A 13557-nucleotide genomic window follows, 5' to 3' on the forward strand; every position below is an offset into this window, starting at 1 on the left:
AATGATGGACAACAGGAAAGTCCAGGGAGTCTGCGGCGGAATTCTGACAGGATTCTGCTGGGGGCTCTCCGGCGTATTCAGTCAGTATTTGTTTACGAATACAGAAATGCAGTCTTCCTGGTTTGTGGCTGTGCGAATGCTGGTTTCCGGGTTCTGTATGCTGATATTTTTGCTGCTGACAAAGAGAGAAGAACTGCGGATGCTCCTGAAAAGGAAAGAAGATCTGTTGCGATGTGCTCTGACCGGGATACTGGGAACGATGCTCTTTCAGTTTGCGTGCTACGGAGCTGTGCAGAAATCCAATGCGGCTACGGCTATTGTCCTCCAATACTTATGTCCGGTTATGGTGATGAATTATGTGTGCGTGAAAAAACATAAATTTCCTGAGAAGATGGAGATGCTGTCCCTGGCTTTGGCCGTTGCAGGCATTTTTCTGATTGCGACACATGGCAATATTCATGAACTTGTCATGTCGGAAGAAGCATTGGTATGGGGAATCGGCTGTGCGTTCTTTATGATGCTCAGTACTGTTTTGCCGGAGCCTTTGTATGAAAGGTATTCTGCACAGGCGATTACATCGGTTTCCTTGTTTTTTGGAGGTATTACGGCGGGGATTCTGGTAAATCCCATGAAAAATCCGCCTGTCCTGGACAGCAGAGCGTTCGGAGCGCTTCTTGCTGCTGTTTTATGCGGAAGCATTCTTGCATATCTGCTGTATGGAGTGGCTGTGAAGCAGATCGGTTCTGCAAAGGCCAGTCTGTTTGCCTGTTCAGAAATACCGACAGCAACGGTGTTATCGGTTCTTTTTATGGGAAATCAGTTTACTTTTCTGGATATTCTGGGGTTCGTGCTGATTGGTTCCACGATTTTTATTTTATCATAGAAAAGTGCTTTGCATTTTCCGATGATAAAATAAAGTCTTCCGGGTAAGATTCTTTCTAACTATTACATCGAAAAAATAAATGACCAGCCATATCACTTGCCTGATATTTTATCTGCGTGATAGGGCTGGTCATTTATTTTGAGAGTGCATTATAATGTCTGGAAGCAAAGCTTTCATTCATGGAATTGATGATGCTATGCTAAAGACCGGAAATGGAGGTACAGGAAGAAATGTTTAAAGACAAACGGATCAGTCTTTTCAAATAATATATAGATGAAATTTTATTAGATTGTACAATTTGCATAAAAGTATGTGAGAATCGGGATTGAATTGTAGAAAAGTGACAAAATTGTTTACAGAAGAATACGAGTATGATATATTTTGTGTAGGTTACACGAGTAAAGAACGATAGATCATGGAAAAAGGTACATACAGGAGGTAATTTCCAAACTACTATTTGGGCAAGAGACCAAAGTATCAGCTTAGAAGCACAAAGGTTCAAAATGATACTTTGGAAGATGCCAATTAAATTATATAATTTTACTTGACGGATATTCAATCCTTCGGAATTTGGATATCTGTTTTATGGATTTATTATTCTGTTTTAATTTTTAATTTCTTACCAGAAAAGGCGATTCCAAGTTTGAGAATATTGGTAACGCCAATTTCGGTCATTTCTGAGTCATAGCGTTTGGTGTCTATTTGATCTAACGCATCTTTAGCGAGTTTATCAAGTGTATCTGAATCCAGATTACTTCCACATTTAAATTCCATAATGATACCTGGATATTTTGAGCTTTTCGGGAATAATGAGATATCGTACCTACCATCTCCTGATTCACGGTTGGATTTAATCTTGTACTGGTTATCCATCAAAGCGATGAGACCTAAGATTAAACCGTGGTAAAATCCTTCAGAACCGCCATCGTAGAAACTGATGGATTTATCCATATATTCTCCAATTGCCTTTTGTAATTTTACAAAGTCGCCTACATAAAGACTCTGATATTGTCAATATTGGTTGACACATTTATCTCAAAGATATCACTTGATGAAAAAGCAAAGGAGAAAATAAGATGAAGAAATATGTTTCGCTCGATAAAAGAAGTAAAAAGGCGCAGAAGGAATATTATTCGAAACAGAGGCTGACTTGGGGAGTACTGAATCCAGCGACGCGAAGTGTGCCTAGTGGGAAGCCTTATAATCGGGAAAAAGATAAACAGGAAAGACGAAGAATCGGTAAAGAGTTCAGCGATGGATTTGAAGCCGATTTTTTTGTGTTGAAATATCTATGCTATTCTACGAATTGTATATTGAAATAAATATAATAATATAATGATTAAATATTGAAATAACTATATTTTTCAAGTTATAAGATGTTGAAATAATTGCATTTCTGGGGTAAAATGTATAAAAGACCTTGAATCCGCAGACGATATGCATAACTGAAAGGTGGAAAAATATGTTTAAAAGAAAAGTATACGATCAACTTTTGGAGTGGAAAAGAGAATGGAATGGAAAGTATGCCTGTTTGCTTGAAGGTGCTAGACGAGTTGGAAAAACAACTATAGCAGAGGAATTTGCACGAAATGAATATAAATCATATATCTTGATAGATTTCTCAAATATCAGTAAGGAAATGCTAAATATTTTTGATGATATTTCAAAATTGGATCGATTCTTTTTAAGGTTACAGATGGAGACGGGCATAGAACTTTATGAAAGAAACTCTGTTATTATTTTTGATGAAATTCAGTTGTTTCCAAAGGCACGACAGGCGATTAAGCATCTTGTAAAAGATGGCAGATATGATTATATAGAAACAGGATCTTTAATATCTATAAAAAAGAATGTAAAGAATATTTTGATTCCATCAGAGGAACATAAAATTCGTGTATATCCAATGGATTATGAAGAATTTTTGTGGGCAACAGGTGGAAATCCTAATGTTTTAAATATGGCTTATAAGAGCAATATGGAGCTTGGTAATGCAGCAAATCGTAATGCAATGAAAGATTTTCGTATTTATATGGCTGTAGGCGGTATGCCTCAGGCAGTGGAAAGATACATTGCTACAAATAATTTTGAATCTGTTGATAGAGTAAAACGTGAAATCTTAGAATTATATTATGATGATTTAAAGAAGATTGATGACTCAGGTAGAATAACGGATATGTACAAATCTGTTCCAAGTCAGCTTGCAGCAAAGAAAAAACATTACGTAATAAGTGCAGCAATTGGTAAACAGAAAACAAGAAAGGATGAGGAACGCCTTTTTGAATTAATTGAATCTGGACTTGTATTACCTTGTTATAATGTGCTGAATCCGACAGTTTCTCTTGCGCAAACCAAAGATATGGATTGTTTTAAGTTGTATTTATCGGATATTGGATTGTTTACAACAATGTTATTTAATGATTCGCAGAATGGAATAGAAGATATTTATAAAAAATTATTAAGAGATACATTACCGGCAGATTTGGGATATTTATATGAAAATGTTGTGGCACAGGCAATCAAAGCCAGCGGGCGGGATTTATACTATCATACCTGGAAGAAGGAAGGAAGCACCCATTCTTTTGAAATTGATTTCTTAATCACGTCAAAGAATAAGATTGTTCCAATAGAAGTAAAATCATCTGCTATTAAGAATCATAAATCGATAGATAGTTTTGAATTGAAGTATTCCAAATATGTTGGAGAGAGATATCTTTTGTCTCAAAAAGATGTAGGGAAGATAGGGACACTGAAACTGAAACCAATATATATGATTTTGTTCTTGTTGAAGGATTTATAGGGTTTAAATGATTGATGGAAAGCATTAGACCATTTTATAAAACGCTTCTGGGAGAGAAAACATTCCAGTTTTCACCGGCAGAATGGATGACGATTCATCGTCGTCTTTTTGAAGGTGTATTTGATCATGCCGGAAAATCAGAACCTATAACATTACGAAAAAAACTTCATAATAGAGGATTTTTATTTCAGGATTATGTTACGATTATGTGCCTCCTTCAAAATAATGTAGAGTATGTCTGTTCAGAGTATTTGGAAGATATAGATGTGTTTTATGCGGATGGCACGTTTGAATTTATTCAGGTGAAATATTATCCGAAGACAAGTCCGAAAATGAAGGAGATTTCAACGGATCTTTATTACCAGTACCTCCGACTCCGGATGTTGCAGAGTACTTTAACAGCAGTTCCGAGGCTTTATATTCACAGGAATTCAAGTCTTCAAATATATAGCATCATTTTAGCATTATGCATAGCATGAATGGGATCCAAACTATACAAAAATATGCCATTTTATTCCAAAGTGCCGATTTTCCCAATGATACGAAAAAGTCTTTAAAATCAAGGGAAAACCTAGCAAATCCGGGCAAAACATGGCAAAGAAAGGTACGAAAAAATTATGCCAAAAGTATTATTCATCTGCCACGGCACTACCTTAGCAAAATTCTGAAAAACCTTGATTTTACAGTATATTTTTGAACCAGTAGGGATGTTTTACTAAGTTTTTACTAAAGAGGAATCCCTAGCACGAATTTAGAAAAGTAACATATAGTATGACCTTATTAATTGGTAGAACAATTGGTAAGGTCCTTTTTTATTTCAAGGAGGTTCAAAATGAAAAGTACAGCGTTAGGAGCAGAAAACATTATTTTTATCAGTGATGCACATGAAAAATTCTACTATGAAAAATTACAAGAAGTACGGTATCAGGATGTGTACCATAAGGCATTGTGTTATTGTCTGGGTATTAATGGAGATACCAGAAAAAATGCTGACAGAATTTATAATTTTAAAACGGGGTCTGTTAAAACGAAATGTTTACATGAAGGATGGCAGACAAGCGGTAGCTTAAAAGTGGTAAGGATGGCATTTAATCTGTACTGTAACAGCACGCCAAGCGTTTGGGATTATGAAGATGCAGAGGAACAGGTAAACGAGTGCAGACAGTATACAGTAGAGGATATCTTCTGCTGTGTATATGCACCATATTTTTGGCAGGCAATACAGATCCGTTATCCGGAATATGTAGTGTACAATCAAAAGTTACATGCCATGCTTGGAGGAATAGATTAATGCTGAAAGTGAGACTGATGGGAACAAAAAATGATATTGCATGGTTTCAGAAAATCCTGCAGCGTCATCCTAAAATTGAAGTTATGGAATTATCGGAACTTTATTCCAATAAAGGGACGAGCAAATATTATAGAGCTTATGCTGAAATTGAAAAAAGTAATGTAAATAAAAAATAGTAGAAAAACAGGAGAATTATATCATGTGCAAAATAATCGCAATCGCAAATCAAAAAGGTGGAGTAGCAAAGACTACAACCACTATTAATCTTGGAGTAGGACTGTCTAAGGTTGGAAAACGTGTAATGCTGATAGATGCTGATCCACAGGGACATTTGACAATGGGACTTGGTTTTCCAAAGAACTTAAGGGTAACATTGAAAACAATGATGGAAAATATCATTATGGGATTAGAATTTGATCCCAGGGAAGCAATTTTACACCATGAGGAAGGAATAGATGTAATTCCATCTAATAAACTTCTTTCGGGAATGGACATGTCATTATTTACGGTAGAGGACAGAGAAAAAGTCTTAAAAGAATATTTGGAACTTTTGGAAAATGATTATGATTATATTCTGATTGATTGTATGCCCTCATTGGGAATGATGACAATTAATGCGTTAAGTGCAGCTGATAGCGTTTTGATTCCGGTGCAGCCTCAATACTATGCGGCAGATGGCCTCATGGAATTACTGAAAGTTGTGAAAGGCATTCATCAGAGATTTAATCCTGATTTACAGATTGAAGGGATTCTGTTTACAATGGACAGCAGTCATTATAATAATTCAAAGAGAAATAAGCAGGCAGTACGAGATGCTTATGGAGCAGAGATTAGAATTTTTGATCAGACGATTCCAAGAACAGAGGCTCTTGCCGAAACTGCATCAGAAGGTGTCAGTATTTTTTCTTATTATGCAAAAGGAAAAGGTGCGTACAGTTATCAGGCACTTGTCCAGGAGGTGCTGAATCATGCGTAAACCTAAGAAAGAAATTCAGCTTACTTCTTATGATGAATTGCTTGGAATCAATGAAGCCGAACAGAATACTCTTAATCAGATTGTTGAAGTGCCATTAAATGAGTTACATCCTTTTAGAAATCATCCATTTCATGTAAATGATGATGAAAAAATGGCTGAAACAGTAGAAAGTATCAAGAATTATGGCATCTTAAATCCTGCATTGGTACGTCCTCGCGCAGAGGGCGGATATGAACTGATTGCTGGTCACAGGAGAAAACGTGGTTGCGAACTGGCTGGAAAAAGTAAAATGCCAGTACTCATACGGAACTATACCGATGATGAAGCCGTAATCGTTATGGTGGATTCTAATATACAGAGAGAAAATTTGCTTCCAAGCGAAAAGGCATATGCTTATAAGATGAAGATGGATGCAGTAAAACATCAAGGCATAAAAGAGGAAAACGCAGTTTCTGTTGACAGTGCAGATCTGGTTGGACAGACTGCAGGTGACAGTGGAAGAACCGTTCAGCGTTACATACGCTTGACCTGTCTTATTCCGGAATTGCTGAAATTGTTGGATGAAGGAAAGATTAATTTTACAGTAGGTGTTTCATTAACCTATTTATCAGAAATGGAGCAGATTTGGGTGAAAGACTGCATAGTGTCTGGAGCAAGCTCTGTTACAGGTTCAATGGCAACAAAACTGAAGCAATACAGCGATGAAGGTAATCTGACAGAATTAGCGGTACAGCTTATTCTGAATGAAAAGAAAACAGAGACAGGAAAAGTTACTTTAACTGAAAAGAAACTACGAAAGTATTTCCCAAAGGAATATAACAGAGAACAGATTGAACAGGTTATCTATGAACTGCTTGATAACTGGAAGAAAAGCCAATAACGAGGGAAGGAGGGAAAGCAAAATGGCAAAATCCGAAAGCACAAAAATAGAGTTTGGTTATTTTCACGATTATGAATCGGAACAGTTTGCTTTTTACCGTATTCCCAAAGTATTATTCACAGATGAATATTTCCGTAATCTGTCCAGTGATGCAAAGGTTCTTTATGGGCTGATGCTGGACAGAATGGCTTTGTCTATCAGAAATAATTGGGTGGACAATGAGGGGAAAGTTTATATCATATTTACATTGGAACAAGTGATGGAATATATGAATTGCGGAAAAGACAAAGGTGTGAAAATTCTTGCAGAATTAGATACTGATAAAGGAATTGGTTTGATTGAAAGAGTAAAGAGAGGATTGGGAAAACCAACAATTATTTATGTAAAGAGCTTTGTATATAGAAAAGAAAAAGTATTAGATTCAGCAGAGAATGATAACCGAAGTCAAGAAGTCGGAAAAGCCGAAGTCAAGAGTTCGGAAAAACCGAAGTCTGGAGTTCTGGAAAGTCGAAGTCAAGAGTTCGGAAAAACCGAAGTCTGGAAGTCGGAAAAATCGAAGTCAAGAGTTCGGAAAAACCGAAGTACAGAAGTCGGAAAAACCGACCCTAATAATACTAATTATAATTATACTGATATTAGTAATACTGACAGAAGTAATACTGATCTTATCAATCTTTCAGATTCTTCCGAACAGCAGTCAATGGATTTGATGGAAGAGATGGAGTTATTCCAGATGAATACTGCACTTGTAAAAAGAAATATTGAATATGACTGTCTTGTACAACGATGCAGACTAGGGGAACAGCAACAGTTGGATGAAATTGTGGCACTAATTGTGGAAACAATCAGCATAGAACGGGAGAATATTACGATCAGTGGAGTGAAATACCCATATCAGTTCGTAAAAAGCAGATTATTGTTGCTGGAAGAAAGCCACATAGAGTATGTACTTGACTGTCTGCATGAGAATACCAGGGAAGTAAAGAACATAAAAGCGTATTTGCTTACCTGTCTTATGAATTCAATAACGACAATAGGCAATTATTACCAGGCAAAAGTAAATCATGATATGTACGGAGGTGGCATATGAGAGGAAAAGAAATTATAACAAAATTGATAATTCCTGGTGCAATAGCTATGATTATCTGCTTAATTGTTCACCCTATGTGCATGAATGGTGAAATATTAGACTGGAGAAAATTATTGCTTTTTGTGGGAATACCTTTCGGAATCCAGAAAATGTTTTTGTTGGTCGTTCCAAGAAATGTGGGGACAGGGGAAATGCTTGGTTTGGTGGTACTTAAACTGATGGTAGGAAGTTTGATTGGAATAGGGGTTCTTGCCTGGAGATTATTAGCTGTAGCAGGCATTTTGCTAAAAAACGGCATTTCTGGAATTATATGGATCATAAAAAGACTGAAAGAAATGGTGATCAAAAATGAGCGAAAAGCAACTGGAAAAATTGTATTATAGCATTTATCCAATGAATCAATGTGAGACACAAAGTAAAAGTTATGAAGAGACAAAGGAACTGTGTGAAACATTAGAAAAGGAAATGATAAGTCTAATGAGTCCGGATCTGCAGGCAATGTTTGAGGATTACAAGGAATATACTTTAAATCTTAAACAAACAGAACAGAGAGACGCTTACATAGATGGATTAGCGTTTGGGATTCGCACAATTTCGGAAGCCTTTTTACATGAGAACAAAAATAGAATATGGTGATTGAAAAAGCAGTCTGTCAAGGCTGCTTTTTCTGTACCGCTTACATAGGAGGATGAGATGTGATTGATTTGATAATTATTATTATGGCAGGAATAGTGCTTTTGTTTTTGCTGTCTTGTTGCTTTATGGTTGCAAGGCTATTGGATGAGGAAATATCTATGTATGGATATGAAGGAAAAGAAAACTGGGAAAGGGAACAACTTCCCGACAAATTGTCGAGAAGTTCAACAGATGAAAGACATGGAGATAAATGAAAAGATTCGTTATTTTCGGAAACAGAGAGGGCTATCGCAGGAGCTGCTTGCAGAACGAACAGGAATTAATGTGAATACAATTCGGAAGTATGAAATAGGCATACGAAAGCCGAAAGTAGAACAATTAAAGAAAATTGCGGATGGACTTGAAATTAGTGTAATAGAATTTTTGGATATTGAAATAGAAAATGAAGCGGACTTAATTGCTATGCTGAAAAAAATTAGTCCGTTTTTTAAGTGGGACGGATTGCTTCATGTATTGGAGGGGGAAAAGTTTTTATGATTGGTGTAGGAAGTGCATTGATATCACTGTTTCTGGTTTTGGTTTGTTATTCATTAACACTGACAGCGAAAAGAGCAGATGAAAACTTATTGATGATCTGTGAACAGAATCAGAAAATTGAAGAAGAGAAAGGAAAGCAAGAAATGGAATCAAAGAGAGACATTTTGAGAGTGATTGAAAAAGAAATCAAAAAAGGAAGTGCGCCAGTTGCATTTGCGGGTTTGGGGTTTTCCGAGGAATGTTATCATTTGGTAGATAGTCAGGCTAAGATGAACCAACTTTTAGATTATTTTTTTCGCAATGAAGAATACGCAGCTTTGACAGATCGGCAGGTGAAAAGTAATATCTATGCAGAAATGGGCAAAAGGCTGAATTTCCGTAGTGCCAGATCTGATCGAGACAGAAAGAATATGGAGGTAGCGGCGAAACGATGGATTAAGAAAAAGCATCCAACATTTGATGGTGATGTATATGTCGAAAATATCCGGTGTTTTCTGGATATTTCCCAAGAAGAGTTAGAAAAACGTAAATGTACTGTTAATGAACAGGATATCGCAGCACTTATTTTCAGTCAGAAACATTTGGAAGCATTATATCTGCAATGCCTTATGCACAGACGAAATGCGATGCAAGAGGTCCCGGAATTGAAAGGTTTGTCAGAAACGTGCAACAGGATTTATAAATTGCAGGATGTAGATGTATTATTTCAGTGTTTACTGATGGATCAGATGGATTGGGAAGAAGGAAAGTTGTATGTGCAATTCAGTACTGTATATTTATTACTGAGTTTAAGAAATAAATGACAGAATAAGTATGATTGGTTATAATAAAATAAATTGAACAAATAAGTAGAGGGAGGGTCTGATGAATAAAGAAGATCATTTTATAGATACAGATAAATTGGGTGATGTGTTACTTGAGTTTTCAAAAAAAATAAGTCGTTTCTCACAAAATATACCAGATACTTTATTTGGAAGTTTGACAGAATTTTTAAAAAATATACCAGATGATGTTAAGAATACGCAACTTTTTGCAAACGTTCAAAAACTAAGTAATTATGATTTGAATTATGAAGATGTCTGGTGGTTGGTAGACAGTTATGGGCTTATTGATAAAGAAGATGCGGAAGAAGAACTTATGGAGTATTATGAGCAAGAAAATAAATTACATTGTTATATAAAAAGTATTATAAGCAATCCGTCCATAAGTGAACGTGAAAAATTAGTAATATTGTTATCACATATAGAACCGTTAATATATAATACTTTAAATTACACGAAACAGCCTTATTCAAAAGTGAAACAAATAGTAAAACGAATGTCTATAGATGAAAATGAGGGAATGTCTTCTGAGAGTGTGGGAAAACTTTACGTTATGGGAATTACATATGTAGTGTTTGCAAATACTGACGCTTATACCAAGGAAATTGATAAAAGAATTCCGTTTAGAAATAATATTCTGCATAATGGAATTGTTGAATATGGAACGGATGATATACATAGTGCATATGAGTTGTTAGTTGAGTTCATTTCAATGCTGGTATTCATAAAAAAACAGCTTATTAATGAAAAAACGAAATAGAGAATTTGTAGCCGGTTGGTCCATTTTATTAGAAATTGGAATCAGCCGGCTTTTTATATTTTAAAGAGTACTTCTCGACAATTTGTCGGGAAGTGGAAAGGAGCCAAATTCCAATGAAAATATATCTCCCCCATCTGTTAGTGCCACCGTAATTTGCTGATCAGAATCGAAAGGAGGCGTGCAAATTGCAGGAAGAAGTTACACAGAAAACAATCGCATTGTCGGTTAAAACTGCAAGAGTGACTGCCGACGTGTTAAAAAATATGTTGCGGAAGTATCTGTCAGGACAGAAGCAAAAGGGAAAGAATCCTTATAAGGTTGGAAAACAGTCATACAAAGAATTGAAAAGCCAGGGTTCTGGTTTATCCAATATTGAAATCACAGATGGAAATATCAAGTCCTTTGAGCGTGTGGCGAAAAAATACCGTTTAGATTTTGCCTTGAAAAAAGACAGTTCGACCAAGCCACCGACCTACTATGTGTTCTTTAAAGGGCAGGATACAGAAATGATGAATCTGGCATTTAAGAAATATTTGTGTGTCCAGATGAACAAAAAGGATAAGCCATCTATTATGGAAAAACTTATGCACTTTAAGGATGCTGTGTCTAAAGGAAAGAACAGAGAACGAGCAAGAGAACAGCAGAAAGACAGAGGGCAGAGTTTATGACGGAGAAAAAACAGCAGCATAAGAAGAAAAGAGGAAAAGTTCAGCATATCAGAGGCTCTCCGAAAAAGAGAAAAATATCTGGAAAAGCTGTTTTTTCCTCAGAGAGTATCCCAGGAAAAATGCTTGCAGATGTGAAAAATCTGATTACGGACAAGGTAAGTGAATTGAAGAGGGCAGATCAGAAAAAGCTGTTTTTAGCTAATTTCCCCTATCTGATGTTTGCCTATTTTTTCAATAAGATTGCCTGGTTGTATCGGGTAAACACCGGAGCAACTTCCTGGGATAAATTTATGAATACCATTACTTATTTTGAACTGGCATTTCAGAATCTCTGGCCAAGTTTGAATCATATAGATTTGTTGTGTGGAATCGCAGGCGGCGTGGCTGTAAAGCTTATTATTATTTACCGCACGAAAAATGCCAGGAAATATCGGCTGGGTGTGGAGTATGGTTCTGCCAGATGGGGAACAGAAAAAGATATACGACCATATGCTGATCCTGAATTTGAAAATAATATTATTCTCACAGAAACAGAGAGTCTTACTATGTCAAGCAGACCAAAGAATCCGAAATACGCCAGGAATAAAAACATTCTGGTAATTGGTGGTTCCGGTTCTGGAAAAACCAGATTTTTTGTAAAGCCTAACATTATGCAGATGCACAGCTCTTATGTGATTACTGATCCGAAGGGAACTGTGCTTCTGGAAGTTGGCAGTATGCTGGCAAAAGGCAGTCCGATGACGGATGAGAATGGAAAAATCGTGCGGGACAAAGAGGGAAAAGTTATATACGAACCGTATAAAATCAAAGTTTTGAATACAATTAACTTCAAAAAATCCATGCACTATAATCCATTTGTATATATCCGCAGTGAAAAAGATATTCTAAAACTGGTAACAACCATTATTGCTAACACCAAAGGTGAAGGGCAGCAATCGGGTGAGGATTTTTGGGTAAAGGCGGAAAAACTTTATTATTGTGCCCTGATCGGTTATATCTGGTATGAAGGTAGGGAAGAGGAAAAGAATTTCAATACTTTGCTTGCAATGATTAATGCGTCAGAAGCCAGGGAAGATGATGAGAATTTCAAGAATCCAGTAGATATGATGTTTGATGAACTGGAGCAGAAAGACCCGAACCATTTTGCGGTAAGGCAGTACAAAAAATACAAGCTGGCTGCCGGTAAGACAGCAAAATCTATTCTGATCAGTTGTGGTGCAAGACTCGCACCCTTTGATATTGCGGAACTGCGGGAGCTTATGAGTTATGACGAACTGGAACTGGATTTGGTCGGTGACAGGAAAACAGCATTGTTTGTTATTATTTCAGATACCGATGATACCTTTAATTTTATTGTTTCTATTATGTACACACAGCTTTTTAATCTGCTCTGTGACAGAGCTGATGATGTATATGGAGGTAGACTTCCAATTCATGTGAGGTGTCTCCTAGACGAGTTTGCGAACATCGGACAAATTCCAAAATTTGAAAAACTGATTGCTACGATTAGAAGCCGGGAAATCTCAGCTTCTATTATTTTGCAGTCAAAGTCTCAGCTTAAGGCAATTTATAAGGATAATGCTGATACCATCGAAGGGAACTGTGATACGACCTTATTCCTGGGTGGAAAGGAAAAAACGACATTAAAGGAAATAGCGGAGATCCTGGGAAAAGAAACCATAGATCTTTATAACACATCGGATACGAGAGGCAGTCAGCGGTCTTATGGAATGAACTACCAGAAAACAGGAAAGGAGTTGATGAGCCAGGATGAAATAGCAGTCATGGACGGGGGAAAATGTATTCTGCAGGTGAGAGGTGTCAGACCATTTTTCTCAAATAAATACGATATTTGCAAACATAAAAACTACAAATATCTGTCCGATTATGACAAAAAGAATACTTTTGATATTGAAAAATATCTGAGTACTAATCTGATACTAAAATCAGAGGATGAAGTGGAACTGTATCAGATGTAACTTCTCGACAAATTGTCGGGAAGTGGATTATGGGAGGAAATCATGAATAATTTGGAAAAAAGGAACAGTCGGTATCCATCGACGAAAATGAATATACCGACTGTACGTGTGAGGAATTTTCCAAGTAGAAAATCCTATGCTTAGTGTAGCACAAAAGGCAGGGTTTATATAGTGTTTTCTTCCCTTTCTGGAAAAAATCTAAGAAAGGACTGGAAAATGTAAGTTTTCCAAAGGTACAC

At 36.5% G+C, this 13557-nt stretch carries 18 protein-coding genes; 17 read left to right on the plus strand and 1 reads right to left on the minus strand.

Annotated features, from left to right (window positions below; translation table 11 throughout):
* Position 1 precedes the first annotated feature (1 nt).
* Entirely contained in the window at positions 2–883 is an 882-nt protein-coding gene (locus ACTNEW_RS09865; RefSeq protein WP_441060429.1) for a DMT family transporter, read from the plus strand.
* Between the two features lie 594 nt (positions 884–1477).
* On the opposite strand, the gene ACTNEW_RS09870 is transcribed toward ACTNEW_RS09865, so the two are convergent.
* Positions 1478–1834 carry a PD-(D/E)XK nuclease domain-containing protein gene (locus tag ACTNEW_RS09870; protein WP_441060431.1) on the minus strand — a complete coding sequence of 119 codons (357 nt, stop codon included), beginning with the start codon at positions 1832–1834 and terminating at the stop codon, positions 1478–1480.
* 125 nt (positions 1835–1959) lie between these two features.
* Between ACTNEW_RS09870 and ACTNEW_RS09875 the strand changes: the two genes are divergently transcribed.
* From ACTNEW_RS09875 to ACTNEW_RS09950, 16 genes are all read left to right on the plus strand, one after another.
* Positions 1960–2205 (plus strand): hypothetical protein, encoded by a 246-nt coding sequence (locus tag ACTNEW_RS09875; protein WP_441060433.1) that lies wholly within the window; start codon positions 1960–1962, stop codon positions 2203–2205.
* A gap of 140 nt (positions 2206–2345) precedes the next feature.
* Positions 2346–3680 (plus strand): ATP-binding protein, encoded by a 1335-nt coding sequence (locus tag ACTNEW_RS09880; protein WP_441060435.1) that lies wholly within the window; start codon positions 2346–2348, stop codon positions 3678–3680.
* A gap of 86 nt (positions 3681–3766) precedes the next feature.
* On the plus strand, positions 3767–4159 hold the full coding sequence (locus ACTNEW_RS09885) for a dsDNA nuclease domain-containing protein (RefSeq protein ID WP_441060437.1): 393 nt from the start codon (positions 3767–3769) through the stop codon (positions 4157–4159).
* A gap of 353 nt (positions 4160–4512) precedes the next feature.
* Positions 4513–4971, plus strand: a complete 459-nt coding sequence (locus tag ACTNEW_RS09890; protein ID WP_005426619.1) for a DUF6075 family protein — start codon at positions 4513–4515, stop codon at positions 4969–4971.
* Entirely contained in the window at positions 4971–5147 is a 177-nt protein-coding gene (locus ACTNEW_RS09895) for a hypothetical protein (protein WP_005426617.1), read from the plus strand. The genes ACTNEW_RS09890 and ACTNEW_RS09895 overlap by 1 nt, the downstream gene beginning before the upstream one ends.
* Before the next feature lie 23 nt (positions 5148–5170).
* Positions 5171–5947, plus strand: a complete 777-nt coding sequence (locus ACTNEW_RS09900) for a ParA family protein (protein WP_015541252.1) — start codon at positions 5171–5173, stop codon at positions 5945–5947.
* Entirely contained in the window at positions 5940–6827 is an 888-nt protein-coding gene (locus tag ACTNEW_RS09905; RefSeq protein ID WP_441060440.1) for a ParB/RepB/Spo0J family partition protein, read from the plus strand. Before ACTNEW_RS09900 ends, ACTNEW_RS09905 begins: the two co-directional genes overlap by 8 nt.
* 22 nt (positions 6828–6849) lie before the next feature.
* The gene (locus tag ACTNEW_RS09910; RefSeq protein ID WP_015541254.1) at positions 6850–7917 is read left to right on the plus strand and encodes a DUF6017 domain-containing protein; all 1068 of its coding nucleotides are present in this window, start codon (positions 6850–6852) and stop codon (positions 7915–7917) included.
* Complete coding sequence (locus ACTNEW_RS09915) at positions 7914–8300, plus strand: DUF6050 family protein (protein WP_005426609.1); 387 nt, start codon at positions 7914–7916, stop codon at positions 8298–8300. Before ACTNEW_RS09910 ends, ACTNEW_RS09915 begins: the two co-directional genes overlap by 4 nt.
* The gene (locus ACTNEW_RS09920; protein WP_015541255.1) at positions 8266–8553 is read left to right on the plus strand and encodes a DUF6809 family protein; all 288 of its coding nucleotides are present in this window, start codon (positions 8266–8268) and stop codon (positions 8551–8553) included. The genes ACTNEW_RS09915 and ACTNEW_RS09920 overlap by 35 nt, the downstream gene beginning before the upstream one ends.
* A gap of 59 nt (positions 8554–8612) precedes the next feature.
* Positions 8613–8807, plus strand: a complete 195-nt coding sequence (locus ACTNEW_RS09925; protein ID WP_005426607.1) for a hypothetical protein — start codon at positions 8613–8615, stop codon at positions 8805–8807.
* Positions 8785–9090 carry a helix-turn-helix domain-containing protein gene (locus ACTNEW_RS09930; protein ID WP_227222461.1) on the plus strand — a complete coding sequence of 102 codons (306 nt, stop codon included), beginning with the start codon at positions 8785–8787 and terminating at the stop codon, positions 9088–9090. Before ACTNEW_RS09925 ends, ACTNEW_RS09930 begins: the two co-directional genes overlap by 23 nt.
* Entirely contained in the window at positions 9087–9893 is an 807-nt protein-coding gene (locus ACTNEW_RS09935) for a hypothetical protein (RefSeq protein WP_441060443.1), read from the plus strand. Before ACTNEW_RS09930 ends, ACTNEW_RS09935 begins: the two co-directional genes overlap by 4 nt.
* A 61-nt stretch (positions 9894–9954) precedes the next feature.
* The gene (locus ACTNEW_RS09940) at positions 9955–10671 is read left to right on the plus strand and encodes a hypothetical protein (protein ID WP_015541258.1); all 717 of its coding nucleotides are present in this window, start codon (positions 9955–9957) and stop codon (positions 10669–10671) included.
* Between the two features lie 185 nt (positions 10672–10856).
* The gene (locus tag ACTNEW_RS09945; protein ID WP_441060445.1) at positions 10857–11339 is read left to right on the plus strand and encodes a PcfB family protein; all 483 of its coding nucleotides are present in this window, start codon (positions 10857–10859) and stop codon (positions 11337–11339) included.
* Between the two features lie 119 nt (positions 11340–11458).
* Positions 11459–13318: a VirD4-like conjugal transfer protein, CD1115 family gene (locus ACTNEW_RS09950; RefSeq protein WP_441060454.1), complete on the plus strand. Its 1860-nt coding sequence runs from the start codon at positions 11459–11461 to the stop codon at positions 13316–13318.
* Positions 13319–13557 lie beyond the last annotated feature (239 nt).

The organism is Blautia sp. HCP3S3_G3 (assembly GCF_052063365.1).
Taxonomy (GTDB): Bacteria; Bacillota; Clostridia; order Lachnospirales; family Lachnospiraceae; genus Blautia_A.

Excerpts from the sequence above, each read along its gene's own strand:
- ACTNEW_RS09865 (WP_441060429.1), top strand. The coding sequence starts at position 2 with ATGATGGACAACAGGAAAGTCCAGGGAGTCTGCGGCGGAATTCTGACA.
- ACTNEW_RS09870 (WP_441060431.1), bottom strand. The coding sequence starts at position 1,834 with ATGGATAAATCCATCAGTTTCTACGATGGCGGTTCTGAAGGATTTTAC.
- ACTNEW_RS09875 (WP_441060433.1), top strand. The coding sequence starts at position 1,960 with ATGAAGAAATATGTTTCGCTCGATAAAAGAAGTAAAAAGGCGCAGAAG.
- ACTNEW_RS09880 (WP_441060435.1), top strand. The coding sequence starts at position 2,346 with ATGTTTAAAAGAAAAGTATACGATCAACTTTTGGAGTGGAAAAGAGAA.
- ACTNEW_RS09885 (WP_441060437.1), top strand. The coding sequence starts at position 3,767 with ATGACGATTCATCGTCGTCTTTTTGAAGGTGTATTTGATCATGCCGGA.
- ACTNEW_RS09890 (WP_005426619.1), top strand. The coding sequence starts at position 4,513 with ATGAAAAGTACAGCGTTAGGAGCAGAAAACATTATTTTTATCAGTGAT.
- ACTNEW_RS09895 (WP_005426617.1), top strand. The coding sequence starts at position 4,971 with ATGCTGAAAGTGAGACTGATGGGAACAAAAAATGATATTGCATGGTTT.
- ACTNEW_RS09900 (WP_015541252.1), top strand. The coding sequence starts at position 5,171 with ATGTGCAAAATAATCGCAATCGCAAATCAAAAAGGTGGAGTAGCAAAG.
- ACTNEW_RS09905 (WP_441060440.1), top strand. The coding sequence starts at position 5,940 with ATGCGTAAACCTAAGAAAGAAATTCAGCTTACTTCTTATGATGAATTG.
- ACTNEW_RS09910 (WP_015541254.1), top strand. The coding sequence starts at position 6,850 with ATGGCAAAATCCGAAAGCACAAAAATAGAGTTTGGTTATTTTCACGAT.
- ACTNEW_RS09915 (WP_005426609.1), top strand. The coding sequence starts at position 7,914 with ATGAGAGGAAAAGAAATTATAACAAAATTGATAATTCCTGGTGCAATA.
- ACTNEW_RS09920 (WP_015541255.1), top strand. The coding sequence starts at position 8,266 with ATGAGCGAAAAGCAACTGGAAAAATTGTATTATAGCATTTATCCAATG.
- ACTNEW_RS09930 (WP_227222461.1), top strand. The coding sequence starts at position 8,785 with ATGAAAGACATGGAGATAAATGAAAAGATTCGTTATTTTCGGAAACAG.
- ACTNEW_RS09935 (WP_441060443.1), top strand. The coding sequence starts at position 9,087 with ATGATTGGTGTAGGAAGTGCATTGATATCACTGTTTCTGGTTTTGGTT.
- ACTNEW_RS09940 (WP_015541258.1), top strand. The coding sequence starts at position 9,955 with ATGAATAAAGAAGATCATTTTATAGATACAGATAAATTGGGTGATGTG.
- ACTNEW_RS09950 (WP_441060454.1), top strand. The coding sequence starts at position 11,459 with ATGCTTGCAGATGTGAAAAATCTGATTACGGACAAGGTAAGTGAATTG.